The organism is Stenotrophomonas sp. STEN030 (genome assembly GCF_056759995.1).
Window position 1 is genome coordinate 16046 of the sequence record NZ_JBRREB010000015.1, and the last position, 25951, is coordinate 41996.

General features: G+C 64.8%; 28 protein-coding genes. 18 read left to right on the plus strand and 10 right to left on the minus strand.

Annotated features, from left to right (window positions below; genetic code table 11):
- Positions 1 to 46: 46 nt before the first annotated feature.
- The 8 genes from ACVOLR_RS07050 (at position 47) to ACVOLR_RS07085 (ending at position 8676) form a co-directional block, all read left to right on the plus strand.
- Positions 47 to 535 carry a DUF3261 domain-containing protein gene (locus ACVOLR_RS07050; RefSeq protein ID WP_481535862.1) on the plus strand — a complete coding sequence of 163 codons (489 nt, stop codon included), beginning with the start codon at positions 47 to 49 and terminating at the stop codon, positions 533 to 535.
- Entirely contained in the window at positions 532 to 1722 is a 1191-nt protein-coding gene (locus ACVOLR_RS07055) for a beta-ketoacyl-[acyl-carrier-protein] synthase family protein (protein ID WP_481535807.1), read from the plus strand. The genes ACVOLR_RS07050 and ACVOLR_RS07055 overlap by 4 nt, the downstream gene beginning before the upstream one ends.
- Positions 1715 to 2170 carry a hotdog family protein gene (locus ACVOLR_RS07060; RefSeq protein ID WP_481535808.1) on the plus strand — a complete coding sequence of 152 codons (456 nt, stop codon included), beginning with the start codon at positions 1715 to 1717 and terminating at the stop codon, positions 2168 to 2170. The genes ACVOLR_RS07055 and ACVOLR_RS07060 overlap by 8 nt, the downstream gene beginning before the upstream one ends.
- Positions 2167 to 2898 carry a 3-ketoacyl-ACP reductase FabG2 gene (locus tag ACVOLR_RS07065; RefSeq protein WP_481535809.1) on the plus strand — a complete coding sequence of 244 codons (732 nt, stop codon included), beginning with the start codon at positions 2167 to 2169 and terminating at the stop codon, positions 2896 to 2898. The genes ACVOLR_RS07060 and ACVOLR_RS07065 overlap by 4 nt, the downstream gene beginning before the upstream one ends.
- Positions 2898 to 4139, plus strand: a complete 1242-nt coding sequence (locus tag ACVOLR_RS07070; protein ID WP_481535810.1) for a beta-ketoacyl-ACP synthase — start codon at positions 2898 to 2900, stop codon at positions 4137 to 4139. Before ACVOLR_RS07065 ends, ACVOLR_RS07070 begins: the two co-directional genes overlap by 1 nt.
- Positions 4140 to 4171: 32 nt before the next feature.
- A complete protein-coding gene (locus ACVOLR_RS07075) occupies positions 4172 to 4609 on the plus strand; it encodes an excinuclease ATPase subunit (RefSeq protein WP_481535811.1) in 438 nt (145 codons plus the stop codon).
- Positions 4610 to 5066: 457 nt separating this feature from the next.
- A complete protein-coding gene (locus ACVOLR_RS07080; RefSeq protein WP_481514940.1) occupies positions 5067 to 5342 on the plus strand; it encodes a YcgL domain-containing protein in 276 nt (91 codons plus the stop codon).
- On the plus strand, positions 5335 to 8676 hold the full coding sequence (locus ACVOLR_RS07085) for an ankyrin repeat domain-containing protein (RefSeq protein WP_481535812.1): 3342 nt from the start codon (positions 5335 to 5337) through the stop codon (positions 8674 to 8676). The genes ACVOLR_RS07080 and ACVOLR_RS07085 overlap by 8 nt, the downstream gene beginning before the upstream one ends.
- 66 nt (positions 8677 to 8742) lie before the next feature.
- Here the strand turns inward: ACVOLR_RS07085 and ACVOLR_RS07090 are convergent, their stop codons facing one another.
- Positions 8743 to 9171 carry a hypothetical protein gene (locus ACVOLR_RS07090; RefSeq protein WP_296248354.1) on the minus strand — a complete coding sequence of 143 codons (429 nt, stop codon included), beginning with the start codon at positions 9169 to 9171 and terminating at the stop codon, positions 8743 to 8745.
- A 143-nt stretch (positions 9172 to 9314) separates the two neighbouring features.
- On the opposite strand from ACVOLR_RS07090, the gene ACVOLR_RS07095 reads away from it, so the two are divergent.
- From ACVOLR_RS07095 to ACVOLR_RS07110, 4 genes are all read left to right on the plus strand, one after another.
- Entirely contained in the window at positions 9315 to 9563 is a 249-nt protein-coding gene (locus tag ACVOLR_RS07095) for a hypothetical protein (protein WP_481514937.1), read from the plus strand.
- Positions 9564 to 9673: 110 nt separating this feature from the next.
- The gene (locus ACVOLR_RS07100) at positions 9674 to 10588 is read left to right on the plus strand and encodes a bestrophin family protein (RefSeq protein WP_481535813.1); all 915 of its coding nucleotides are present in this window, start codon (positions 9674 to 9676) and stop codon (positions 10586 to 10588) included.
- Positions 10589 to 10618: 30 nt separating this feature from the next.
- The gene (hemB, locus tag ACVOLR_RS07105; protein WP_481535814.1) at positions 10619 to 11608 is read left to right on the plus strand and encodes a porphobilinogen synthase; all 990 of its coding nucleotides are present in this window, start codon (positions 10619 to 10621) and stop codon (positions 11606 to 11608) included.
- Between the two features lies 1 nt (position 11609).
- The gene (locus ACVOLR_RS07110; protein WP_481513883.1) at positions 11610 to 11891 is read left to right on the plus strand and encodes an SHOCT domain-containing protein; all 282 of its coding nucleotides are present in this window, start codon (positions 11610 to 11612) and stop codon (positions 11889 to 11891) included.
- A 184-nt stretch (positions 11892 to 12075) separates the two neighbouring features.
- Here the strand turns inward: ACVOLR_RS07110 and ACVOLR_RS07115 are convergent, their stop codons facing one another.
- Positions 12076 to 12954, minus strand: coding sequence for a TolB family protein (locus ACVOLR_RS07115; protein WP_481535815.1), 879 nt, complete (start codon positions 12952 to 12954; stop codon positions 12076 to 12078).
- Positions 12955 to 13006: 52 nt separating this feature from the next.
- On the opposite strand from ACVOLR_RS07115, the gene aroE reads away from it, so the two are divergent.
- The 4 genes from aroE (at position 13007) to ACVOLR_RS07135 (ending at position 16895) form a co-directional block, all read left to right on the plus strand.
- Entirely contained in the window at positions 13007 to 13855 is an 849-nt protein-coding gene (gene aroE, locus ACVOLR_RS07120) for a shikimate dehydrogenase (protein WP_481535816.1), read from the plus strand.
- A gap of 18 nt (positions 13856 to 13873) precedes the next feature.
- On the plus strand, positions 13874 to 14221 hold the full coding sequence (locus ACVOLR_RS07125; RefSeq protein ID WP_481535817.1) for a hypothetical protein: 348 nt from the start codon (positions 13874 to 13876) through the stop codon (positions 14219 to 14221).
- Between the two features lie 74 nt (positions 14222 to 14295).
- Complete coding sequence (dinG, locus tag ACVOLR_RS07130) at positions 14296 to 16395, plus strand: ATP-dependent DNA helicase DinG (protein WP_481535818.1); 2100 nt, start codon at positions 14296 to 14298, stop codon at positions 16393 to 16395.
- Positions 16396 to 16466: 71 nt separating this feature from the next.
- Entirely contained in the window at positions 16467 to 16895 is a 429-nt protein-coding gene (locus tag ACVOLR_RS07135; RefSeq protein WP_481535819.1) for a hypothetical protein, read from the plus strand.
- Between the two features lie 969 nt (positions 16896 to 17864).
- Here the strand turns inward: ACVOLR_RS07135 and ACVOLR_RS07140 are convergent.
- The 5 genes from ACVOLR_RS07140 to ACVOLR_RS07160 form a co-directional block, all read right to left on the minus strand.
- Entirely contained in the window at positions 17865 to 18245 is a 381-nt protein-coding gene (locus ACVOLR_RS07140) for a DUF1761 domain-containing protein (protein ID WP_481535820.1), read from the minus strand.
- Between the two features lie 131 nt (positions 18246 to 18376).
- Positions 18377 to 19558 (minus strand): NO-inducible flavohemoprotein, encoded by a 1182-nt coding sequence (gene hmpA / locus ACVOLR_RS07145; RefSeq protein ID WP_481535821.1) that lies wholly within the window; start codon positions 19556 to 19558, stop codon positions 18377 to 18379.
- Positions 19559 to 19907: 349 nt separating this feature from the next.
- On the minus strand, positions 19908 to 20174 hold the full coding sequence (locus ACVOLR_RS07150; RefSeq protein WP_282272864.1) for a hypothetical protein: 267 nt from the start codon (positions 20172 to 20174) through the stop codon (positions 19908 to 19910).
- Between the two features lie 63 nt (positions 20175 to 20237).
- Positions 20238 to 20822 (minus strand): YdeI/OmpD-associated family protein, encoded by a 585-nt coding sequence (locus ACVOLR_RS07155; protein WP_481535822.1) that lies wholly within the window; start codon positions 20820 to 20822, stop codon positions 20238 to 20240.
- Between the two features lie 93 nt (positions 20823 to 20915).
- Entirely contained in the window at positions 20916 to 22292 is a 1377-nt protein-coding gene (locus ACVOLR_RS07160; RefSeq protein ID WP_481535823.1) for an amino acid permease, read from the minus strand.
- Positions 22293 to 22432: 140 nt separating this feature from the next.
- On the opposite strand from ACVOLR_RS07160, the gene ACVOLR_RS07165 reads away from it, so the two are divergent.
- On the plus strand, positions 22433 to 23188 hold the full coding sequence (locus ACVOLR_RS07165) for a hypothetical protein (RefSeq protein WP_481535824.1): 756 nt from the start codon (positions 22433 to 22435) through the stop codon (positions 23186 to 23188).
- A gap of 5 nt (positions 23189 to 23193) precedes the next feature.
- On the opposite strand, the gene ACVOLR_RS07170 is transcribed toward ACVOLR_RS07165, so the two are convergent.
- Together ACVOLR_RS07170 and ACVOLR_RS07175 are read right to left on the minus strand one after the other, a co-directional pair.
- The gene (locus tag ACVOLR_RS07170; protein WP_481535825.1) at positions 23194 to 23820 is read right to left on the minus strand and encodes a methyltransferase family protein; all 627 of its coding nucleotides are present in this window, start codon (positions 23818 to 23820) and stop codon (positions 23194 to 23196) included.
- A gap of 123 nt (positions 23821 to 23943) precedes the next feature.
- Complete coding sequence (locus ACVOLR_RS07175; protein WP_481535826.1) at positions 23944 to 25086, minus strand: nitrilase-related carbon-nitrogen hydrolase; 1143 nt, start codon at positions 25084 to 25086, stop codon at positions 23944 to 23946.
- On the opposite strand from ACVOLR_RS07175, the gene ACVOLR_RS07180 reads away from it, so the two are divergent.
- Positions 25076 to 25327, plus strand: a complete 252-nt coding sequence (locus ACVOLR_RS07180) for a hypothetical protein (protein ID WP_481535827.1) — start codon at positions 25076 to 25078, stop codon at positions 25325 to 25327. The genes ACVOLR_RS07175 and ACVOLR_RS07180 overlap by 11 nt on opposite strands.
- 97 nt (positions 25328 to 25424) lie before the next feature.
- On the opposite strand, the gene ACVOLR_RS07185 is transcribed toward ACVOLR_RS07180, so the two are convergent.
- Positions 25425 to 25931 carry a hypothetical protein gene (locus ACVOLR_RS07185; RefSeq protein WP_481530408.1) on the minus strand — a complete coding sequence of 169 codons (507 nt, stop codon included), beginning with the start codon at positions 25929 to 25931 and terminating at the stop codon, positions 25425 to 25427.
- Positions 25932 to 25951 lie beyond the last annotated feature (20 nt).

Sequence of the window (25951 nt, forward strand, 5' to 3'; positions counted from 1 at the left end):
CACCAGCCTTGTCGTCTGCTTGTTGCTGGCCGCGTGTGCGGGCCGCATGCCCAAGCCGCTGGTTGAGCTGCCGACGCTGCGCTTGTCGCCAGCCAGCCTGCCGGCACCGTTGGCGCTGCAGCAGCAGCTGCAGTTCCGCTTTGGCAGCCACGAGCGCGAGCTCGATGCGCTGTTGGAGGCCGACGCCCAGCAGCTGCAGCTGGCCGTACAGGCGATGGGCCGAACCGGCGTGCGGCTGCGCTGGGACGGCGAACACCTGCAGCAGGAGCGCGCGCCATGGCTGCCGCCGCAGGTCCGTGCCGAACGCGTGCTGGACGATCTGCAATTCGCGCTGTGGCCTACCGCGGCGATTGCCGCGGCATTGCCCAGCGGCTGGTCGGTGCTGGATGACGGTGTGCGTCGACAACTGCGCCAGGGCGACACGACCTGGCTCGAGCTGCAGCGCAGTGCCGATGGCACGCTGCTGCTGGACAATCGTGCCGAAGGCTATTCGTTGCAGATCCATTCGATAGACATGCAGGTGCAGCAACCATGAGTGCGGTGTATTTGAACGAGCTGGGTGTGATCTGCGCATTGGGCGCGGATCGGGCACAGATCGCGCAGGCCTTGTTCCAGCCGCAGCTGGCTGGCTCGGTGCTGAGTGATACGGTGATTCCCGGGCGTTCGCTGGTGGTGGGCGCGGTGCAGTCAGCGCTGCCGTCGTTGCATGACCTGCCGGTGGCGCTGCATGGGCGCAACAATGCGCTGTTGCTGGCCGCCCTGCAGCAGATCGAGCCGGCCGCACGCGCGGCGATTGCCCGTTATGGCAGTGAACGCGTGGCGGTGGTGATGGGCACCAGCACCTCGGGCATCGGTGAATCCGAACAAGCGCTGGCTACGTACTACGCCAGTGGTGAGTGGCCGCCGCAGTTTGATTACGCGCAGCAGGAGATGGGCACGGCGGCGCGCTTCGTGCGCAGCTACCTGGGCATCGACGGCCCGGCATGGGTGCTGTCCACGGCCTGCTCGTCCAGTGCCAAGGCCTTGATGTCGGCGGCGCGGTTGCTGCGCAGCGGCGTCGTGGATGCGGTGATTGCCGGCGGCGCGGATTCGCTGTGTCGCTTTACTGTTGCCGGTTTCAGCGCATTGGAGTCGGTGTCGGCGGCGCGTTGCAATCCGTTCTCGCGCAATCGCTCCGGCATCAATATCGGCGAAGGTGCGGGCGTGTTCCTGATGACCCGCGAGCCGGGTCCGGTGCAGTTGGCGGGTTGGGGGGAGACCTCCGACGCGCACCATATGTCGGCACCGGATCCGAGCGGGCAGGGCGCAGCCCTGGCGATGCGCCAGGCCTTGCAGCGTGCCGGCTGGGAAGCGGCGTCGGTCGATTACATCAACCTGCATGGCACCGCGACCCAGCACAACGATGCGATGGAAAGCGTGGCGGTGGCCGGTACCTTCGGCCTGGACGTGCCGTGCAGCTCCACCAAGCCGCTCACCGGGCATACGCTGGGTGCGTCGGGGGTGATTGAAGCTGCATTGTGCTGGATCACCCTGGCTGAGAACCCCGCGCAGCAGCTGCCGCCGCATTGGTGGGACGGTGAAGCCGATGACGCGCTGCCAGCGCTTGCTCTGGTGGTACCGGGCATGCGCGCAGCGACGCCGCCGCAGCGGGTGCTGAGCAGCTCGTTCGCATTTGGCGGCAGCAATGCCGTGCTGGCCATGGAGAAAGCTGCACATGGCTGAGTGCTACGCCATCGAGGAGGTAGTGCCGCACCGCGACGGCATGTGCCTGTTGGACCGTGTGCTGCGCTGGGACGACGAAACCATCCAGGCCGAGCTGGTGGTGCCGCATGAAGGCCTGTTTGTCGAAGACGGCGGGGTGCCGGCCTGGGTAGGCATCGAGTACATGGCGCAGGCCATCGCGGCCTGGGCGGGCTGCCGCGCGCGCCGCGCCGGGCGGGAACCGAATATCGGTTTCCTGCTGGGCAGCAGGCGTTACACCAGCACACGCGATGTCTTCCCCAGCGGTACCCGCCTGCGCATTGATGCGCGCTGCGAGCTGCTGGCGGACAATGGGCTGGGGATGTTTGCCTGCAGCTTGCAGGCAGGCGATGAACAATGGGCCGTGGCCAATGTGTCGGTGTTCGAGCCGGCCGATGCGATGGCGTATCTGGAGAGTGGAGAGGCATGACAGAGAATCTGAGCGTACTGGTCACCGGGGCCAGTCGTGGTATCGGCCGGGCGATTGCGCTGCGTATCGCGCGCGATGGCTTTGCTGTGGTGGTGCATTGCCGCAGCCGCGTCGAGGAGGCGCAGGCGGTGGTCGCGCAGATCCAGGCGGCAGGCGGGCAGGCGCGCGTGTTGGCATTCGATGTTGCTGACCGCGCTGCGGCGCGTGCGGCATTGGAGGCCGATGTGCAGCAGCACGGTGCCTATTACGGCGTGGTGTGCAATGCCGGCATCGCCCGCGATGGCGCCTTCCCGGCGCTGAGCGAGGATGACTGGGATCAGGTCATCCACACCAATCTGGACGGGTTCTACAACGTGCTGCATCCGCTGATCATGCCGATGGTGCGGCGGCGCAAGCCGGGCCGGATCGTCACCTTGTCGTCGGTGTCGGGCGTGGCTGGTAACCGCGGCCAGGTCAATTACAGCGCATCCAAGGCCGGCATCATCGGTGCTACCAAGGCATTGGCACTGGAACTGGCCAGCCGTGGCATCACCGTCAACTGTGTCGCGCCTGGGCTGATAGAAACCGAGATGCTCAACGAAGAAGTGGTTGAGCATGCATTGAAGTTGATTCCTGCCGGGCGCGTCGGCAAGCCGGACGAAGTGGCGGCCACGGTTGCGTTTCTATTGTCCGAGCCGGCTGCGTACATCACCCGGCAGGTGATTTCGGTCAACGGAGGAATGGTCTGATGGCGTACCAGGATCGTCGTGTGGTGGTCACCGGTGCGGCCGCATTGAGCCCGTTGGGCCACGACTGGCCCAGCATCCGGGCGCATCTTGGCTCCTACCGCAATGCGGTGCAGCCGATGCCGCAGTGGGATATCTATGCAGGGCTGAACACCAAGCTGGCTGCACCAGCACAGCCGTTCGAGCTGCCGTCCAACTACAACCGCAAGACCACCCGTTCGATGGGGCGGGTGGCGGTGATGGCGGTGCGGGCTACTGAAATGGCGCTGGAGCAGGCCGGCCTGCTTGGCCACCCGGTGCTGCGCAGCGGCATGGCCGGCGTTGCCTACGGTTCCTCGTCGGGCTGCCACGATGCAACCGGTGAGTTCGGGCGCATGCTGCATGAGCTGACCACCGAAGGCATCAGTGCAACGACCTATCTGAAGATGATGAGCCACACCGCGCCGGTCAATATCGGCGTGTTCTTCGGGTTGTGCGGCCGCGTCTACACCACCTCCAGCGCCTGTACCTCGGGCAGCCAGGGCGTCGGTTCGGCCTATGAGGCCATCCGCTCGGGCAAGCAGACGGTGATGCTGGGCGGTGGCTCCGAGCAGTTGGATGCGACCGCGGCGGCGGTGTTCGATACCTTGTTCGCCACCAGCGTACGCAACGATGCACCGCAGACCACGCCCAGTCCGTTCGACGCGCACCGCGATGGCCTGGTGCTGGGCGAGGGTGCCTGCACCCTGGTGCTGGAGGAACTGGAGCACGCACAGGCACGCGGTGCCAACATCCTGGCCGAGGTGGTTGGCTACGGCACCAACAGCGATGGCCAGCACGTCACCCAGCCCAGCGCAGGCACCATGGCCCAGGCAATGCGTCTGGCGCTGCAGGATGCCGGCCTGGACGCGTCACAGATCGGCTACGTCAATGCCCACGGCACCGCCACCGACCATGGTGATATCGCCGAAACCCAGGCCACCGCACAGGTGTTCGGCAACAAGCTGCCGATCAGCTCGCTGAAGAGCTATGTCGGCCACATGCTTGGCGCCTGCGGCGCGTTCGAAGCCTGGTTGACCATGGAAATGATGCGCGAAGGTTGGTTCGCACCAACCTTGAACCTGAGCGAGATCGACCCGCGCTGCGGCGAGCTGGATTACATCGCCGGTGAAGGCCGCCTGCTGCAGACCGAATATGTAATGAGCAACAACTTCGCATTTGGCGGCATCAACACCTCGTTGATTTTCCGTCGCTGGCAGGCTTGACCCAGTTACCACCACACTCAAAGGAAAGAGATATGCGTCGTTTCAGCCTTGTCGTCACTGCCACGTTGCTGGCGTTTTCCAGTAGCGCTTTTGCACGCGACACCCGCGTGGAGCAGCCGCTGGCAGATCTGCTCAGCTCGCAGGAGGCACGCGATGTCGGCATTGATGGCAGCGTGCGCTTCTATCTGGCGGGCCAGCCGGTGACGGTGCTGGAGCGCCTGGGCGAGGATGTAAGCAACCGCAAGACCAACGCCGCCAACAAGAGCGATGAAAAAGCCTGCCGCTGGGTTGCGTTGTCGACGTTGCTGGCATTGCAGGATGGCGCAAAGGCGCGTGGTGCCAATGCCGTGGTCGATATCGTCAGCTTCTACAAGAGCAACGAGTTCCGCAGCGCCACCAACTATGAGTGCTATGCCGGCGCCATCCTGGCGGGCGTCGCATTGAAGGGCACCTACGCCAAGGTGCCCTGAGGGTTTTCAGGGCGGTGGCGGTCGACCGCTGCCGCCCGCTGGGCCAGATTGCCAATCCTCAGCTTGATCGTTGGTCCGGCCCTCCCAGGCTGGGGATTACGGCTGCGCAAACCCGTAGCAGCGGCCGATTGCATGAGTATGCCGCTGTCATCGTGCAGGTTTCGCCTTTGACTGGCAGCACTTGTCGCGGGTTCGCTGCAGGCCTTGCCAGTGATGAGTCTGCGCCCGTCGCGCCGGGGTGGCGCTCGGCACCGCATTCAGCACGGCACCGCAGCGCCGGCAATCTGTCGCGAGCGGATCCGGCAATCTGCAGATACAGGACGCTCTCAACAAAATCTTGATGTAAATGAACGTATAAAAGGCGGAGAACGACCGCGATCGTTGGCTGTGCGCCTTTCAACAGCGCCAGATTTCCGACACAATCTCTGACTCTCAATGCAGGGCAAAGCCCGCTGGCATGCAAGCTTACGTCTATAAAAGCCAACGCAAGCAGGACACCTACGTGTACCTCGCCAAGCGTGATGATTTCGAAGTGATCCCGGCCGTGCTGGGCAACACCTTGGCCCCTTATACCTTCGTGCTGGAGGTGGCGCTGACCCCGGAACGCCGTCTGGCCCAGGCCGACGTCGCGCTGGTGCGCGCCAACCTGGCCGAACGCGGTTTCCACCTGCAGGCACCGCCGTTGCCGTTGGCACCGGTGAAGATCGCCCGCATCGACGGTCGCGATGACTGAAGCATTGCGTAGCCGCGTAGTTGCCGCCGCGCTGGGTCTGGGGGTGTTGCTGACCCTGGCCACGGCGTTCGGTGGCGTGGCCGCGGCTGTGTGTGGCGTGCTGGCCCAGCCCGCCTACGCCCTGGCGGTGTCATGGTGGCGGCGCACCCGCAGCGTGACACCGACACTGGCCGTATTCAAACGCGAACTGCCCGGCCTGTTGGGGCTGTGGGCCGGTGGCGCGGCGGTGGTTGCGGTATTGGTGTCCTGGCCGTTGGCGGCGCTGCATGACAGCGGCAGCCTGGCGGCGGTGTTGGCACTGAGCATCGCGGTCAGCGTGGCGTTGTTGGCGCTCTGGCGCACCTGGCCGCTATGGCAGGCGATGGAGCGCGAGGACAGCTCGCTGCGCACCCAATGGCAGGCCTTGAGCGGTCGTAGTCTGGATTCCTGGCATGGCCTGGGCGCGGCAGCCGTGCTGCTGCTGTTGTGCGCAGCCATCGTCGCCGCAGCCTGGCCGGGTCTGGTTGGCAGCGGCCTGCGCTGGCCGCTGGCGATTGCCACTGCAATCGCAGCACCTTTGCTGCATCACCTGTTGCAGTCGATGCGCAGCGCACCGGTTGCCGGCGCTGGCAAGGCTGGCGAGCTGCAACAACCCGCATTCGACCCGTTTGCCGAAGCGCTGGCCGAGCCGGCCCCGCTGGAACCCATCGCCCAGCATGAGCTGGTACCGCAACTGTATGACGCCGCGCGCGGTGGCCGCATCGATCGCGCCCTGCAGCTGCTGGATGCCGGTGCCGATCCGCATGCGCCGGCCCCGGCCGAGTCGCGTGACCAGCGCAGTCTGGCGGTGCTGGCAGCGGTGCTGCCCGACCTGCGCCTGCTGCGTGCGCTGATCAGCCGTGGCGTCGACGTCAACCAGGCCCACAAAGGCATGACCCCGCTGCTGGCGGCGACCCGCGACAGCTGGCATGGGCGCCCGGAAGCGGTAATGACCTTGCTGGCCAATGGCGCGGACCCGCGCACGCCCGATGCCGACGGCAATACGCCGCTGCATCACGCCGCACGTAGTTCAGATCCGGGCGTTGCGGCCTTGCTGCGCGATGCTGCTGCCGAGATCGACGCCCTCAACAACGATGGCCACAGCCCGTTGGCGGTGGCCTGCCAGGCCGGCAATTGGCGGCTGGGCAAGTTCCTGCTGGAACGCGGCGCCAAGGTCGAACCTGCCGACGGCGTACCGGTGCTGGTGCAGGCTGCGGCTACCGATGACGATGATCCGGCCGGCGTGCAGCTGCTGCTCAAGCACAAGGCACGTCTGGATGCGCGCGACCGACAGCGCCGCAGTGCCCTGCACGAAGCCGCCCTGGCCGGTCACGTGGATATCGTTGAAACCCTGCTCAATGCCGGCGCCAATGTGGAGCCGCGTGATGCCGCCGGCCGCACGCCGTGGTTGGACGCCGCCTCGCAGGGCAATGCCGCGGTGCTGGAGCGCCTGTTGGCGCACAAGCCTGACGTGCACGCCGTCGATGGCGAAGGCAGCAATGCCTTGCTGCTGGCCAGCCGCGCCGAACATGTGTCGGCGGCGCTGATCCGCCGCCTGTTGGATCTGGGTATTGCCGCCGATGTGGTTGGCAGCGATGGCCGTCGTGCCATCGAGCATGCAGCCTCGGCCGGGCGTTGGAGCATCGTCTCGCTGCTCGACCCGAGCTATCCGCTGCCGGCTGCGGTCAGTGATGCCGCCGCCAGCAATGCCGAGGGCGCCGATGGCGACGCTGTGCCGGTACTCAACGACCGCGCGCCGCTGGCCTTGCTGCGCGAGGCGCTGGTGTTCGGCAACGTCGATGGCATGGCGCCCTTGGCCAAGCTGTGTGCGGCCGACGAACTGGGCAGCCTGCTGCACGATCCGGAGCTGGCCTTGCAGCCGCGCGTGGTTGATTGGTTGCTGGCGCAGGGCGCTGCGCCGGAAGTGCTGGACGCCTGTGCTGATACGCCGATGTTCGCGCTGCTGTCGCGCGGCGTCGATGCGATCCCGACCCTGCAGATACTGCTGCAGCGGGGCGTGTCGCCCGCCGGTCGCGGTGGCCTGACCCGCTTCCTTGCCGCCTGCGCCCAGCACGACCACGGCGCACGCAGCACCGAACAATTCGCGTTGGAGCTGCTGGAGCGTGGTGCTGACCCGTTTGCCGCTTCGCCGGCCGGCGATCCGGCGCTGTCGCTGGCAGTACGCCTGGGCTGGTTGAAGTTGCAGCAGCACCTGCTGCTCAATGGCGTCGACCGCGAGGCGCGCGACAGCCACGGTATGACCGCCCTGCATCTGGCTACCGCCTTGGCACGCGAGTCCGCGCTCAAGCAGCTGGTGCTGCAGGGCGCATCGCCGGATGCGCGTGCAGCCGACGGGCAGACGCCGTTGGGCGTTGCACTGTCCAGCGGTCGTCGTGACCTGGCTGACCTGCTCGATTGGCGTGGCTGGCAGCTGCCACTGCGTGCATTGCGCGATGCCGATGTCGCGGCTGCGGCGATGGCCGGCGATGCCGATGCCGTGCGCCGTCTGCTCAATCTTGGTTTTGCCGTCGACGCCGTCGATGCGCAGGGCTGTACCGGCCTGCTGCGTGCAGCTGGTGGCGGTCATGCTGCGGTGGTGGATCTACTGCTGTCGCGCAGCGCCGACCCGCAGCATGCAGCTGTCAGTGGTGCCACGCCGTTGTCGGCGGCGGTGAGCATGCGCCAGACCACGATCGTGGCCGCCCTGCTCAATGCCGGTGCCAAGCTTGAACACCGTCTCCCCGGCGGCGTTACCGTATTGATGTTGTCTGCCGCCTTGGGTCTGCCTGATATCGCCGCGCGCCTGCTCACTGCAGGCGCCGACGTGCATGCAGGTGACGACCAACAGCTTGCGCCGTTACATTGCGCCGCGCTCTACGGTTTCACTTCGCGCGATCGCACCCGTTTGCTGGCCTTGCTGGACACCTTGCTGCTGGCCGGCGCCGAGCCGGACCAGGCCTCGGCTGGCACGGTGACGCCGCTGCTGTTGCTGCTCGGCGCGCGTGCCGAACCGGGCACCGCCTGCGACGAGGCCGTGGTGCTGGCTGCGGTGGATCGCCTGCTCGATGAAGAGGTTTCGCTGGACGTACGCGACCCGCGTGGCTTCGGCCCATTGCACCTGGCTGCACTGCACGGCCTGCCGCAGCTGGTGCAGCGCCTGCTGCGTGCCGGTGCCGATCCGGAGATGCGTGATGCGATCAATCGCACCCCGCGCGACATCGCCATCATGCGTGGTTTCATCGACGTTGCTGGCGAGTTCGAGCCGGCGGTACCGGGCGTATCGTCGATGGCCCGCTTCCTGCGCGATCACAGCTGATCGCTGCAGCACTCATGACAAGGGCGCCGAACGGCGCCCTTGTCATATCAAGCCCAGCAGGAAAACTTACCTGCCAGCGCCCGGCGGTACCCAGATCGCCACGCCAGCGGCGCGCTTCTGCTGGGTGGGGATGCCGACGCTGAGGCCGCCAGCGGTGTGGCGTCCATAGCTGCCTGCACCAACCGACATGCCGACCGGCGAACCGCCGGAGCCCACGCCCATAAGAATCACGCCGTTGGCGCCGAGTGCGGCGGCCTCGCGCTTGAGTCTGGCAATGGCCGCGTCGGTCTGGCCCTGGGTACCAAAGCCGACCGCGCTGGAGCTTTCGAGCTGGGCGATCTCAACCGAGCCGGCCGGCGGCGTGGAATAGATCTGCACGCTGGCCGGGTCCACTGGCGCGCGGGCCTGGCCCAGCATGACCTTGGAGGTACTGGCGCAGCCGCCTACGGCCAAGGCAACGCCAAGCGATAGTGCGATAGCGAGCGGAAGTTTCATGGTTTCACTCCCCGGTGATCGGTAATTGCGGATGATCCATGGCGCCGGCTGAATCTGTCGAGAACTTCCGGCCAAGCTGAGGGCCTTTTGCTCCACAGCCGTTCCCGGCTATCTTGCAGGCTGTACCTGGTGGAGGAAAGTACATGGGGCTGATCAGCCTGATCTGGGGCATTGTTGCCTTGCTATGGATGATTCTGGCGTTTATTCCGCTGCTGGGCTGGGGTAATTGGTTCCTGATCCCGTTTGCGGCCGTGGGCGCGATCATCGCCGCCATCGGCCTGCTGTTCACCCATGCCAGCAAGCGCGGCCGGGCCAAGACCGGTCTGCTGCTCAATGCCATCGTCATTGTCGTCGGGGTGATCCGGCTGAGCTTGGGCGGCGGCATCTTCTGAGTCGCTGATGGTTGGGGCCGGCGGGGTACAGCCGGGGGGCGTAAAATGGGCGGGCTGGCCGGAAGCTTTCCGGCGCCGTTGGCCCGTTGTGGGCACTGCAACGCTTCCCGATGATCATCCGCCCCCGTCCCACTGGCTGGCAGCTGCTGTACATCCTGCGCGGCTCCATCGTGCCGGCCATCGCCCCCAAGGTGCTGGCGATCGGCGTGTTGGCGGTGCTGGTGGCGGCGTTCAGCCGTAGCTGGCACCCGCTGGGTGGCAGTGGCTTGTCGGTGGTGCCGTTCACCCTGCTGGGGCTGGTGCTGTCGATCTTCCTGAGCTTCCGCAACAACGCCTGCCACGACCGCTGGTGGGAAGGCCGCAAGCTGTGGGGGCAGCTGGTCATCGAATCACGCAGCTTCGGCCGTGAGGCCGCTGCATTGCTGGCCGCCGAGCCGCAACTGCGCGAGCGCAGCACGCATCTGGTGATCGGCTTTGCCAGTGCCCTGGCCGCGCGCCTGCGTGGCCGTGATCAAGCCGCTGCCTGTGCAGCGTGGTTGCAGCCGGACCAGAACGAGGTGCTGGCGCGGCGCAATGTTCCTGATGGCGTGCTGAACCAGCTCGCCAGCGAGCTGGCCGTGCCGCTGCGCGAAGGCCGTCTGCATCCCTATCTCTACGCCCAGTTCGAAGCGCGCCTGCATGCCATGGCCAGCGTGCAGGCCGGCTGCGAGCGCATCTCAGGCACACCGCTGCCGTTCGCCTACACCTTGCTGTTGCACCGCTGTGCATGGCTGTTCTGCGTGCTGCTGCCGTTTGGTCTGGCCGGCGCGCTGGGCTGGGCCACGCCGGTGGTGTCGATGCTGCTGGCCTATGCCTTCTTCGGCCTGGACCAGCTCGGCGAGGAGATGGAAGACCCGTTCGGCACCGAACCCAACGACCTGCCGCTGGACGCCATGGTGCGTACCATCGAAATCGATCTGCTCGACGCCTTGGGCCAGCGCCCGCTGCCCGAGCCACTGCAGCCGCAGGGTTACCGGCTGCAGTAAGCCCCGTTTCCGGAATCAAGGAGTACCGCGATGATCCATCCCCAGTACCGCCCACGGCGCATGCGCCATGATGAGTTCTCGCGCCGTTTGATGCGCGAAAACACGCTGACCAGCAACGACCTGATCTGGCCGGTGTTCGTGCATGAACTGGAAGGCCGCGCGGCGGTGGCATCGATGCCGGGCGTGGACCGCATGTCCATTGACGAGCTGCTGCGCGAGGCCGAGCAGGCGCTGGAGCTGGGCGTGCCGGTGATCGACCTGTTCCCGGTGATCGACCCGTCGCGCAAGTCGCTGGACGCGGCCGAAGCCTGGAACCCGGACGGCCTGGCGCAGCGTGCGGTGCGCGCGCTGAAGCAGCGCTTCCCCGAGCTCGGCGTGATGACCGACGTGGCCTTGGACCCGTACACCACGCACGGCCAGGACGGCATCATCGACGACACCGGCTACGTGCTCAACGACATCACCGTCGAAGCGCTGGTCAAGCAATCGCTGTCACATGCCGAAGCGGGCGTGGACATCATTTCGCCATCGGACATGATGGACGGCCGCATCGGCGCGATCCGCACCGCGCTGGATGACGCCCGTCATATCAACGCGCGCATCATGGCCTACTCGGCCAAGTACGCCTCGGCCTTCTACGGCCCGTTCCGCGATGCGGTGGGCAGCTCGGCCAGCCTGGGCAAGGCCGACAAGAAGACCTACCAGATGGACCCGGCCAACAGCGACGAGGCAATGCGCGAGATCGCATTGGACCTGGACGAAGGCGCTGACATGGTGATGGTCAAGCCGGGCATGCCCTACCTGGATATCGTGCGCCGGGTGAAGACCGAGTTCGGCGTACCGACCTTCGCGTACCACGTCAGCGGCGAGTACGCGATGTTGAAGGCGGCCGCCGCCAATGGCTGGCTGGATGAGCGCAAGTGCGTGATGGAGACGATGATCGGCTTCAAGCGCGCCGGTGCCGATGGTGTATTGACCTATTACGCGCCGCAGATCGCGCGCTGGCTGAAGGAGGCTTGAGATGAATGTTCCCGGTCTTGAGGGTTACAACTGGGCGGTATGGCTGATCGGCGTATTGCTGTTTGCGGTGGCGATCGGTGTGTTCATCGCCGCCATCGTGCGTGCCGGCAAGCGCCCGCCGCAGCAGCATTCGGCGGCCGAGCGGCTGCAGCGCGAGGCAGCGCAGGGTGGCGGTGTGGATGCCAGGCTGCGTGAGCTGGAGCTGCGTAAGCAGGGCGGGCAGATCGGTGAGGCCGAATACGAAGCACTGCGCGCTGCGGTGTTGGCTGGAGCTAAAAGCTAAAAGCTAAAAGCGGTAGAGCAGAAGCACCCCTCCCCAACCCTCCCCTTCGCTATGCGAAAGGGAGGGGGTGGATCTGGTGCGCTGTCAGATTGCCGCGCCGCCGCTTGTCTCCCTCCCTTTGGCCGCAGGCCAAGGGGAGGGTTGGGGAGGGGTGAGCTTTTGCTTTTGCTTCACCGCCAAAACCTCACCGGCACGAATCATCCCCATCAACCAACGGCGCCTTCATCCGATACAGATCCATGCCGCCAGCCCGCGGCGAGCGCGCCTTGCCGCTGACCACCAGTTCACCGGGCTTGTTGGCATCAATCACCGCACCGCGCGTGTCGCCATCGGCGCTGTTGAACGACAAGCCCAGTACGGTTGCCTCCGACCATGTTCCCTGCCGGCACTGGGACAGCCACAGCTGTGCACCACCAGCCGCATTGGCGCGGGCAAACACCACCCCACGGCCACCACCCAGCCAACTCGCATCCAGCTCATCGGCGGCAGTATTGATGCCGACCATGGCTGCCGCAGCGGCAAAGCCGTCACCGGCAGCAGTTGCACGCCACAGGTCCCAACCGCCGCTGCCACCGTTGCGATTGCTGGAAAACAGCAGCCGACCATCGTCAGCCAGCGCAGGAGAGCGCTCGTCCTGCCTGCCGTTGACCGTCGGCCCCAGGTTCTGCGGCTGACCCAGACTGCCATCGGCAGCCACCGCCGCCCGGTACAGATCAAAGCCACCCTGGCCACCCTTGCGGTTGGAGGCAAAGTACAACCAACGGCCATCCGCGCTGAGAAAGGGATCGATTTCGTCTGCGGCGCTGTTCAAGGTCAACGGCTGCGGCTCCATCCAGCGTTTGTCCTGCAGGGTCGCCTGCCACAGGTCCCAGCCACCGGCGCCGCCCTCGCGGTTGCTGGCCCAGATGATGCGCTGCCCGTCCGCCGACAACGTGGCGCGGATTTCATCTGCACGGGTGGAAACTACCCCCATGCCTTCGATGCCGAACTCGGAAAGCGCCGAGGCAATGGGGCTAAAGGGTAAACTCAGGGTCAGCGCGAGCAGCAAATGACGGGTCCGCATACGGGTCCAGCAAATAAAGTCGCGTCCAGTCTAGGTCATGCAGAGGATCACAATGAGCGCACCACGCTACGCAGTTTTCGGCCAGCCCATCGCCCATTCGCAGTCGCCGCGCATCCAGTCCGCGTTCGGCAAGGCGCATGGCATCGCCGTGGATTACCGCGCTATCGAGGCCTCACCGGAGGACTTCGTGGCAGCGTTGGAAGCCTTTGCTGCTGACGGTGGCGTCGGCGCTAACGTGACCCTGCCGCACAAAGAGGCCGCGTTCGCCCTGTGCACCACCACCACCTCACGCGCGCATCGCGCCGGTGCGGTCAACACGCTGCTGCGCAAGGGCGAACGCTGGCATGGCGACAATACCGACGGCATCGGCCTGGTACGTGATCTCACCGGTCGTCACGGTCTGGATCTGCGCGGACGTCGCGTGCTGCTGCTCGGTGCCGGTGGTGCCGCGCGCGGTGTAGCACCGGCGCTGCTGGATGCCGGGATTCTCGAACTGATCGTGGTCAACCGTTCGCCCGAGCGCGCCGATGCGCTGGTCGATGCGATGAGCGAACCCGGCCGCGCCATCTCCGCCTATTGGGATGATCTGCGCGAGCAGGGCGATTTCGAGTTGATCATCAACGCCACCTCGGCCGCACGCGGCGAGGGCAGCGGTTTCAACCTGCCGCTGTCACTGGTCAACAGCATGACCACGGCGGTGGACCTGAACTACGGCGAGGCCTCGATTCCGTTCCTGGCCTGGGCGCGTGCGGCAGGTTGCCGCAACAGCTTCGATGGCCTGGGCATGCTGGTCGAGCAGGCCGCAGAGAGTTTCCAACAGTGGCATGGCATGCGCCCGGAGACCGATGCGATCTACGCCGAGCTGCGTGCCGGTGACGCGCTGTTGGTCACCGCAGACTGAGGCCGGCCAATGCAACCCATGGAATTGCTGACCACCTTGCTGGTTTCCATCGGCTACCGCCTGCCGATCCTCATTGGCTTGGGCATTGCGCTGGTGATGCTGCTCGATACCCCACGCGGCAAGGTACGCAGCGTGGCCCTGTCGGCGCTGGCATTGCTGCTGGCCGTGAGCATGATTGGTGGCGTACTCAGTGCCGTGCCCCTGCTGCTGATTGCAGGTGGCAACTACAGCAGTGTGGGCTCGATGAATACGCTGCTGACTGCTGGCCATATCGCGCTGTCGCTGCTGGAAGCGGTGGGCTACATCATGCTGGCCTGGGCGCTGGTGCAGGCCCTGCGGCGACCACAGGCCCCCGGCAAACCCTGAGCCCGCAACGCATTCGGTGAATGCGGGCGGGTATGGGAAAATACCCGCCTTGATTGAGCTGCTGGCAGGTTGGCGTGACGGAAAAAGTAGAAGCACCACGGGCGCTGACCGAGGACATCAAAACCGGCATCCGTGACGCTTACAGCAAGCTGCAGGCAAACACGCCGGGCTTCAGCACGCGCCGCTCGCAGAGCCAGATGATCGGCGTGGTGTCGCGTGCGCTGGGCACCGGCGGCGTTGGCGTGGTGGAAGCACCGACTGGCGTCGGCAAGAGCCTGGGCTACCTCACCGCCGGCGTGCCGATCGCCTTGGCCAGCAAGAAGAAGCTGGTGATCAGTACCGGCACCGTGGCCCTGCAGTCGCAGCTGGTCGAGCGCGACATCCCCAACTTCCTCAAGTCCACCGGCCTGCAGGCTACCGTGGCGTTGGCCAAGGGCCGCACCCGTTACCTGTGCACCCGCAATGCGGCCGAAGCGCAGGGCGAGGGCGTACAGGAGGGCATGTTCGGCGACGACGTGCAGCTCTACGACCGTCCGTTGGCACCGATTGAAATGGACGTCGCCGAGAAGCTGACCAAGGCCTTCATCGAAGGTCGCTGGAACGGCGATCTGGACAACGCGCCGGAGAACGTCACTCCCACACTGCGCATGCGCATCACCACACCGGCCTCGGCTTGCGCTGGGCGTCGCTGCGCGTATTCCGCGCAATGCCCGGTGCTGCGTGCCCGCACCGAAGTGCGTGATGCACAGATCATCGTCACCAACCACGCGCTACTGCTCTCTGCGCTATCGCTGGGCGACAGCGACAGCGGCCAGCCCTTGATCGCGCCACCCGGTGAAATGCTGCTGGTGCTGGACGAAGGCCACCACATCGGCAACGTCGCCATCGACCAGGGCGCAGCCAACCTGCCGCTGGACGATATGGCCAAGCGTACCGGTCGCCTGCAGATCCTGATTGCCGGTGCCTACCGCGCAGTGGACAAGGACAAGATCGGCAACCTGTTGCCCAACGAAGCCATCGATGTGGCATCGCGGGTCAGCAAGCTGCTCAAGGCCTTCCGCGACGACATCGGCAACGTCTGGATTCCGCAGCCCGATGACCGCGAGCCGATGTGGCGCGCCGCCAACGGCCGCCTGCCTGAATCCTGGCGTCAGCCTATCGAAGTATTGGCCGATGAAACCCGCACCCTGCTCAACTGGGCAACGGCGGCGGCTTCTGCAGTGGCCAAGGGCAAGCAGGATGATCCGGCGGTCGAGCGCCTGCAGCGAAACCTGGGCATGGCCCAGGAAATGGTCGAGCAGCAGTACAACCTGTGGGCGGGCTGGCGCCGCGAGGACAAGGAAGGCCAGCCGCCGATCGCGCGCTGGGTGACGATGTCACGCGATGGCGACTACATCCTGCACTGCTCGCCGGTATCGGCGGCGATGGTGCTGCGCAAGCTGCTGTGGGACGAAGTGGACTCGGTGGTGATGACCTCGGCGACGCTGACCGGCGGTGGCGATTTCCAGTCGCTGGCAATCGACAACGGCATTCCCGAAGAAGCGGAGATGGTGTCGCTGGCCTCACCGTTCGACCTGCCCAACCAGGCAGAACTGATCGTGCCGCAGTTCCCGGTGACGCCGGATGACCGCGAGCGTCATCCCAAGGAAGTCGCCAAGTATCTGGCCAGCGAGCTGGATTGGGACAAGGGCAGCATGGTCTTGTTCACCTCACGCTGGAAGATGGAAAAAGTAGCCGAGCTGATGCCGGCGACGCTGCGCAAGAAGATCCTTGTGCAGGGCGACGGTGCCAAGCAGAAAATGATCGACCAGCACATCAAGCGCACCAGTGAAGGCGAGGGCTCGGTGTTGTTTGGCTTGAACTCGTTTGGTGAAGGCCTGGATTTGCCTGGCGAGGCCTGCACCACGGTAGTGATCACCCAAGTGCCGTTCGCGGTGCCAACCGACCCGCAGACCTCGACCTTGAGCGAGTGGTTCGAGAGCCGTGGCCTGAATTCGTTCAACCTGATCGCGATCCCGCATGCGTTGCGCACCTTGACCCAGTTTTCCGGGCGCTTGATCCGTACCTCGACCGATACCGGGCGGGTGATCATCCTGGATTCGCGCTTGCTGACGCGCAGGTATGGCAAGCGCATCATTGATTCCTTGCCGCCGTTCAAGCGGGTGATTGGCTGAGGTAGCTCCTTGCTGGCACATCCGATCACCAACCCGTAAAGTTCGCCGCCTTCTCTCCAGTAAACACAGCCATGGCTACTCCTTCTGCAACCTTCCCTTGGACGCAGCAACTGCAGCGTCTGCAGCAGCGCGATGGCGCGTTGGCGCTGTTGGGGACGCACGCGATGTTCGCTGTCGAAGGTGAGGCGCTGACTGCTGCAGGTTCCGCGCTGGAGCAGCTGTTGTTGGCGGGTGAGGGCCAGCTCAAGGCGGACAATGACGTGAGTCTGGTTGCCGATGAGCTGCGCCGTTACCAGAAATTCGCGCCGCCGGGGCGGCCATCGGTGCAGATCGTGCAGCTACGTCGGCAGCAGTCGACAGTGCAGCAGGCGCAGCGGATCGCCCGTCAGGCGTTCATCCGCAACGCTGATGGCTTTGCGCGGGCGCTGGCTTTGGACGTGCCGCAGAAGTTGGGCGTGGTTGAAACCGTGATGCGCTGGCTACGCGCAAACCTGGCGTAACGCTGCTTCGCTCCCACCCCAGCGTAAAGTTGCTTAGCTCCCTCCCTTGCGCAAAGCGCAGGGGAGGGCTGGGGAGGGGTAGCCTTTGCAGTTGCAGTTGCAGTTGCAGTTGCAGTTGCCCTTGCTTTGGCTCCGGCTTTTGACCTACCGGGCCCCTTCCGCAGCGACGGAGCCAGTGGGAAGAACCCGAAGGGCGACGTGCATGGATGCACGTCGTTTTTCGCCACGACAGGGATGTCGTGTCGAAAAATCCCGCTGGCGGAGTGGACCCGCGCCGCGTAGCGGCGTGGGCGCGTAGGCAGGGTGTGCTTGACCAGCCATTCGGCTGTTGAGGAGCTCTTCTTTTGGTTATCTTTTCTTTGCACAAGCAAAGAAAAGTAACTCGCTCCCCGAAGGGGAGAGAAAGCCCTGGCTTCGGTTGTTGCCGTTGCCATTGCCATTGCCATTGCCATTGCTGCCAAAGCCAAAGCCAAAGCCAGTGCAAGTGCAAGTGCAAGTACAAGTACAAGTGCAAGTGCAAGTGCAAGTGCAAGTACAAGTGCAAGTACAAGTGCAAGTGCAAGTGCAGAGCTTTCGCCCGCCTGTGGCGCGCGAGCACACCTTTCTTTGCTTGTGCAAAGAAACGTGGCCCAAAGAAAGCACACCCTGCCTACGCGCCTTCCGCGCTGCGCGCTCCAGGTTCACTCCGCTGCCGGGATTTTTCGACGATACATCCATGTATCGTCGAAAAACGACGTGCGTCCTGCACGTCGCCCCATGCGGGGTCTTGTCCGTCAGCTCCGTCGCTGCGGAAGGGGCCCGGTAGAGCTAAAGTCAAAATCCACGTTCACGTTCACGTCCACTTCCACGGCAACTGCAACTGCAACTGCAACTGCAAAGGCTACCCCTCCCCAGCCCTCCCCTTGCCTGCGGCAAAGGGAGGGGGCTAGAGCAACAGCAACAGCAACAGCAACAGCTGCTACTAGTGGGTTAGTGCCACAGGCCCAGGATCAGGCCGAACAGCACGAACTGTGCGGTGTGGTAGCCGCCGTCAATTGCCCACAACTTTCCGCTGCGCTGGGCGAACTGATAGTTGATGCCGAAGCTTGCCGCGACCATGCCGAAGCCAGCGACGAGGCCGCACAACAACGCCTTGCGCAGCTCCGGCTGCGGGCCAATAAACCAGGCAAAGGCGAACGCCGCCACCAGCGAGAACACAAAGGCCACGCCGAATACCTTGCCCGGATGTCCCTGCGGCACTTCGCCGCCGTTCTCGCGGTTCCAGGCGCGGCCGAACAGGACCGGTGAATACCACAGCCCGCCCAGCAGGAAACTCGATACAGCGGCCAACACCACGGCATAAACGTTCATGCGTATCCCCTGAGCAGTGAGCGATGCCGCATCCTAGCGCTGTCGCATGCGCTTGCGTAGCCGTGACAAGAAAGAAGGCCGGCGGGTTTCCCCGCCGGCCTCCTACCTCGCACACTTTGCTATGACGCGGCTCAGGCTTCCAACGCCGCAGCCGGGCCAAAGAACTCGTAACGGCTCTGTGCTTCCGGCACGCCTACATCACGCAGCAGCTTCTTCACCTGCGCCATGAACGGCTTCGGGCCGAGGAAGTAGGCGTCCATATCGCGCTCGGCCGGCAACCACTGCTCCAGCAGCTCGCGGCTGAGGAAACCCTCGGCGTCGCCCGCATCACCCGGCAGCGCTTCGCTGTAGCAGGTGTAGCTGTGCAGCTGCGGATGCTGCTTCTGCTTGTCGGCGATGAACTCACGGAACGCATGTACGTCGCCATTGCGTGCGCAATGGATGAAATGCACCTGACGACCGCTGGTCAAGGCCTGCTCCAGCATCGGCAGGGTCGGGGTGATGCCGACGCCGCCGCTGATGAAGGCGACCGGGCGCTCGCTGGGCACCAGAGTGAAATCACCGGCCGGGGCGAACAGCTCCAGCGTGTCGCCAACCTGCACATTGTCGTGCAGATGGTTGGAGACCTTACCGTTGCCTTCGCGCTTGACGCTGATGCGGTAGCCAACGCCATTGGCCGCACGTGACAAGGAATAGTTGCGGCGGGTTTCTTCGCCATCGAGCTCCAGCTTCATGCCGATGTACTGGCCCGGCTTGAAGTCCACCACCGCGCCGCCGTCGACCGGCACCAGGTGGAAGGAGGTGATTTCCGCGCTTTCGGGCACCTTCTCGGCAACGCGGAAAGTGCGTGCACCGCGCCAGCCACCCGGGGCTTTCTCATTGGCCGCGTACACCTCTTCTTCGGCGCCGATCAACAGGTCGGCCAGCATCTGGTAAGCGGCGCCCCAGGCGTCGATGATTTCGTCGGTGGCAATGTCCGGGCCCAGTACTTCACGGATCGAGGCCAGCAGGTGGTGGCCGACGATCGGGTAGTGCTCCGGCAGGATCTGCAGGGCAACGTGCTTGTTGACGATCTGCCCCACCAGCGGACCCAGCGCTTCCAGGCGATCGATGTGCTTGGCGTACATCAACACCGAGTTGGCCAGCGCACGCGGTTGGTCGCCGCTGCTCTGGTGCTTGGGGTTGAACAGCGGACGCGCGACATCACTCTGGGTCAGCATCCGGCCGTAGAAATGCTTGGTGAGCGCTTCGCCGCCGGTCTCCAGCAATGGGACAGTGGCTTTGATGAGGTCGCGTTGGGTGGGGCTGAGCATGGTGCGAACTATCCGGCTTCGGGGGTAGCTCCATGTTCCGCGCACCGGGCCGGTTTTCTCGATGACTAATATCAAGAACCCGCACGATTGTAGTGCCGAGCCATGCTCGGCAAGGGGCTTTCCCCGCGGTGTAGGAGCGCCGTCACCCGCGAAGCCACAGCTACTTCCGGCCCCGAAAAGCCAACCCCGCCCCAGCCCTCCCCTTGGCGTCGCCAAAGGGGGGGAGCAACAGCGTAGTGCCGAGCGATGCTCGGCATGAGAATTCACGGGGAAAGCCCCTGCCGAGCATGGCTCGGCACTACACGGCAAAGCCTCAGCGGAGCATGGCTCCGCTCTGCCACCCGGATGCTCAGTCCGCTTCGGGGCGATTCAAGGCCGCGGTCAAGGCCGCTGCGTCTTCGCGGCTGAGGAACAGGTATTCCAGCTCGGCGCTGCCGAACTTGTCTTCCAGTTCCTGCTTGCGTACCGGGTGGTTGCCGAAGCGGTAATGGGTGCTGCCGTCGTCGATGTTCTCGATGGCATATACGCCGAACGACGGCGGATTTGTCAGGGTGCCTTCCAGCCTGACGGACTCAGGGTCGATGGAGCGCTGGATGAGGTCTTCTAGGTCGATCATGGCGTAGCAACAGGACTGATGGGGGGATGTTTGCGGCAAGTGGAATCGCTGGCGCGTCCCACGTCAATGCTTCTCATGCTTCCAGCCGCGGTGCTTGCCATCGGATAACCACTCGATGGCCTGGGCGATCCGCTGCTGGCGGGTACTGTCGCGCTTGGCTTCACCTATCCACTCCAGATAGTCGCGTTGGTAGCCAGGGCTGAAACCGTCAAAGTGTGCCTTGGCGGCCGCCGCACCAGCCAGCGCCTCGGCGAACGCCGGTGGCATTGGCAGCGGCGCGCGCGGCGCCGCTTTGGGGCGGGTTACGCCTGCATCGATACGTTGCATGGCGGCACGTAGCTGGGTTGTGAATTCGCGCTTGCCGGGCAGGTCGGCCGCTGACTGCAGGCGGCCGTATTGGCCCATCGCCGAGTCATCGCCGCTACCGGCCTCGCGCTGCCAGAAACCCAGGGTGGCGTGCGCCTTGAATGCGGCCATGCCACACAGCAGCTTGCCTTTGTAAACAAACGCCGGCATGCCCCACTTGATGGCTTCTTCAACCGCCCCGCAGCCGCTGTGCACACGCTGGCGGATCTCGTGCAGGATCGGCTGCGCGAAAGCGGCGGCATTGGCGATGTAGTCGTCTACGCGGGGGTCTGGGGTTGGCATGACTGGCCTCGGATGGGCGCAGCCTGCCGTTAGTTTCGCGTTAAAACAAGCCCATCGTGGCGATGGGCTGCGAAGCCAGCTGATTTGGCATGGTCAGCCGCGGCGCGACTTTCTTGCCAAGCCGCTGCACAGCGCGATGAAAGCGGTGAAGGCGGCCATGGACAGGAACTGCAGGCGGGTTTCCGGGGTGGCCAGCAACAGCGCGAAAATCAGCGCCAGGATCGCCAGTGCTAGCACCGTCAGGTAGGGGAAACCGGCCATGCGGAATGGCAGCGGCGTACCCAGGCGGTCGGCGCGGCGGCGCAGGATCAGCTGCGACACCAGGGTGATGGTCCACACCAGCAGGCAGGTGGAGCCGACCACGTTGAGCAGCACCGGCAGCACCTTGTCCGGGTAGATCAGCTCCAGCACGGTGGCGACAAAGCCGAACAGCACGCTGGCCAGCACGGCTACCACCGGTACCTGGCGGGTATTGGTCAGGCCCAGCCAGCGCGGCGCTTCACGTCGTTCGGCCAGCGAATAGATCATCCGCGAGGCGCCGTACAGGTTGGCGTTCAGCGCCGACAGCAGGGCGATCACCGCGATCAGGGTGATGGCCGTGGCGGCGCCGGGGATGTTGGCTACCTGCAGTACCGCGGCAAACGGCGATTTCAGGGTCTCGCTGTTCCACGGCACCACCGCGATGATCACGCCGATCGAGCCGATGTAGAACACCAGGATGCGCCAGGCCACGGTGCGGATGGCGCGGGCCAGGCTGCGTTCCGGATCCTGGGTTTCCGCCGCGGCCACCGCGACGATCTCGGTGCCGCCGAAGGCGAAGATCACCACCAGCAGGGCCGCGCCAATGCCGGTCAGCCCCTTGGGCATGAAGCCGTCGTGGCCGGTGATGTTGGCCAGGCCGGGCGAGGGCACGTTCGGCAGCAGGCCCAGCAGCAGGGCAATGCCAACCAGGATGAAGGCGACGATGGCGGCGACCTTGAGGATGGCGAACCAGAACTCGAATTCGCCGAAATTGCGCACGCCCAGCAGGTTGATCGCAGTAAATACCAGCATGAATGCCAGCGAGGTCAGCGGTACCGACAATTGTGGCCATACCGTACTGAGCAGGCCGGCCGCACCGACCGATTCAGCGGCGATCACCACCACCAGCTGTGCCCACCACAGCCAGCCGACGGTGGCGCCGGCGGTGGCACCCAGCGCATCGGCCGCGTACACCGAGAACGCGCCGCTGGCCGGCCGTGCGGCGGCCATCTCGCCCATGGCGTGCATCATGATGATGACCAGGGTGCCGGCCACCAGGTAGGAGATCAGCACTGCCGGCCCGGCGGCCTGGATGCCCACGCCCGAGCCCAGGAACAGGCCAGCGCCGATCGCGCTGCCCAGGCCCATCATGATCAGCTGGCGTGGCTTGAGCGCACGTTCCAGTTTCTGCGACGACGCGTTGGTCGGGGCGGAAGGATTGGCGGGCATCGATGTCGTTCGGTGGAGAGAAGGGCGACACGATACCGCGTCTTTTCGCTGCCGTGTCCTTCGTTTTGCCTACGCGCGCTGACAAATCGCTACGATGATTGCTTCGGCGCCGATGTGCGCCTGCAGCAAGTGGTGGGCGCATGCGCGGTCTGGATTTCAGTTCCTGGCAGGGCCTGCTGTCGACATTATTGGGCCTGGCGATCATCACCTTGATCGGTGTGGGCATCCGCTTGCTGGTGATGCAGGCGGTGCAGCAGAAGCGTGAAGCCGCCAACCGGCAGATCAACGAGCGGCTGAAGACCCTGATCGCCGCCTACAAGACGCTGGGCGGCTCCTTTACCGGTGATCTCAGCGTTGACCCCAGCCATCTGCGCGACCTGCGCCGACGCGCTGCCGAGCTGGCACAGGGGCAGGCAGTGGCTACCGCTGATGGCGCGCTGCTGCTGCCGACCCCGGATCCGGGCGAGGCTGGCGAGCGGGCGCGGCGCATCCGCGATGCGGTGGAAGCGGCGCTGTCGGATGTGATCCTGCTCGGCACCGAGGAACAGGTGCGGCTGGCCGCGCGCGCTGCCACCGACATGGTCGAGGGCCGGCCGATCCACACCGCCGAGCTGGTGGTGTCGCTGCGCGACTTCGTCCGCAGCGTGCTGGATCTGGAGGTGATACCGCCCGCTGTCTCCATTCCCAGACAAGGACCGTTGCGGCCGGCTGGCAGTAGCGGTGGCAACAAGGGCGCCGGCAAAGGCGCCGACAAGGAGGCCGCTGGCGGCGCTGGCAAAGGTGGCGGCGGTGCCGGAGGTGGCATGGGCGGGATGGGCGCCGGCATGGGCATGGGCGCTGGGCTGGGTTACGGCGCAGGCCGCGGCGGCGAGGACGATCCCGAGCGCGGCGCTTGAGGGCGCTACAGCAGGCCGGGAATCAAGCGCTTGGTGCGCGCCGCATAGGCGCTGTAGGCGGGCCCGAAGTGGGCAGCCAGGAAACGTTCTTCCTGACGCAGCTTGACCCAGAACGAGCCGAACACGATCACCACGGCAATCACCCCACGCCAATCTCCAATCATCAGCGCGGTGCCGCTGAACATCAGCAGGAAACCGCTGTAGATCGGGTTGCGCACATGCGCATATGGCCCGCTGCTGATCAGCTCGTGCGCCTGCTTGATCTGCACATTGCCACTCCAGTTGCGGCCCAACTGCCAGCGCGACCACAGCGCGAGTGCGGCACCGGCCACACACAGCAGCAGCCCCAATGCGCAAATCGACAGTGAATGCGGCACAAACTGCTCACGCAGCCAGCCATGGCCAAACCAATGGCCCGGGCCCAGCACCAGTATCGCGATGATCAACGGCAGCCAGTACGCCAGGAACTGCCTGGCACGCGACTCGCTACGGGTCACCTGCTTGGCGCGCAGTGCGGTGATGGCCCAATAACCAAGCACCACCGCCCAACACAGCAGCAGGCCGAGATGGAAGACCGCTGGCATCGGCGACTCCGTCGTTGCAGAACTGGCGCTCAGTTTGATCCGCGCCATGTCACCTGCTCGTGAGTAGGATTGGCTGTGCACTGCACCTTGAAGCGGCCTTCCTCCAAGCCCCTGGAATAAGGGGGCGTTGGATGAAGCAACGGCGCCTTGCGGCGCCGTTGTTGTTTCAGCTTACTTCCAGCGCGACTTGCCGCGGATGTAGCGCGCCGCATCTTCCAGTGAAGTGGGCAGGTATTCCGACCACAGGTTCGGCGGATAGGCGTTCTGGTAGGTGTCGTAGACATCGCGGAACAGATCCATGTGCACGACAGGCTGACGCTTGCGCGCGCGCAGCTCGGCAATCGGCACGCGGCCCAGCACCAGGGTTTCTTCCTTGCTCTGCGCCTCGGCGACGATCTTGCCGCTGGGGTCATACAGGGCGGTGCCGCCTGAACCCGGGTCGTCGAAGTAGGGGCCGTTATCCGGCGAGATCGAGTTGTTGACGATGGACGAGTAGACGCCGTTGTACATCGCGCAGGCGGCGACATCCATGTCCGAGAAACCGCCCGAGGCGGTACGCAGGAACACCTCAGCGCCCTTGAATGCCATCGCCCGGAACAGCTCCGGCTCACGCTGGGTGGAACTGGTGCAGATATTGCCCAGCGGCGTGCGGGTCACCGGCACCACCGCATCGCGGCCGTACATTTCCACGTAGCGGTCGAGCACGTCGTAAGTGGTCGTGGTGAACAGTTCGAAATCCGGGAAGGCGCCCTTGAGGTTGCGGGCCTTCCAGTGCTTGTCCACGATCTCGCCCTTGTCGTTCATGATCGTGGTGATCGACAACACGTGACCCGGCCAATCCGGATCGGTGGCGTAAGCGCCAAACACGATCCATGTGCCGTACTGGCGTGCCTTCCTGGCGATGGCTTCGGTTTCTTCGCCGGGAATGGTGATGGCGAATTTCAGGATTTCATCGCGTGTCCATTTGCGCCAGCCGCTGAGCGGGAACTCGTGGAACTGCAGCAGATCGGGTTTGGCGTGGTAATGCGCTTTGTCGATGAGCTCGAGCATATGCGCAAGATTGCGCTTGCTGCCGGCCTTCCATTCCTTGGCATCGAAGCTGTGCACGCGCGATTGCACAAGGCCCAGGGTCCACGCCGGCTTGGCCAGTTCAACCGTGGTGTAGGTGCCGTCGGTGCGCTCGTTGAGCGAGTCCGGCCCCTTGCCCATGGCCGCTTGCGCAGGTGCCGATGTGCCGAGCAGGGCGGGGCCGACGGCGCCGAGTGCGGCCAGGCCGGCGGCGCTGCCGAGGAAATGTCTGCGGGTGTTGCTCATTGCTTGCCTCGATGGATGGGCGGCGTGGATCATCTTGGTTGCAGTTGCAGTTGCAGTTGCAGTTGCAGTTGCAGTTGCAGTTGCAGTTGCAGTTGCAGTTGCAGTTGCAGTTGCAGTTGCAGTTGCAGTTGCTGTTGCTGTTGCTGATGCAGTTGCTGGTGCCGATGCTTGTGCCGTTGCTGTTGCTTCTCCCGCTTGCGGGAGAAGGTGCCCCGAAGGGGCGGATGAGGGGAGCTTTTAAGGCGTTAAGAGCTTCCAAGTCTTTTGGTCTTCTTGCTAGAAGCTTCCCCTCACCCCAACCCCTCTCCCGCAGGCGGGAGAGGGGCTTAAGCAACAGATCAGATCGGGTCGCCGTTGAAGCTCTCGCCCTTGATCTTCTGCCAGTCGCGGCTGACGAACTTCTCGTCGATCTGCGTGCGCTGTACCAGTACGCCGCGCTTGTACCAATGCCAGATGCGGTTGCGCAGCTGGCCGCAGTCGGACAGCTGGATCATTTCGTACAGCTCCAGACCGTCTTCACCCTTGCGCTGCCAATACAGCATCAGCGTTCGGTGATGGTCGTCTTCCGGAATTTCGGTGCACCAGCCGTAAATCAGCTCATTGTCGAAAATGATGCGGCCAAACAGGTAGGACGTCGGGAAGTCGCGTACTTCGGTCTTGCCGTCCGCCCAGCTGTAATGGTTGGTCTGGTGGTACGGGGCTTTGTCGTCGCCGGTGATGCGGCAGATCAGGCGCGACTTATGTTCGTCAATCTTGTCGCCGTTGGCATCGTAGTAACGGTACACGCCATCCCAGACGCCCTCATGGCGGGCGAGGGCGGGCATGTGCTTGGCCAGATCGGTCATGTGCTTTCCTTGGTTGTGGT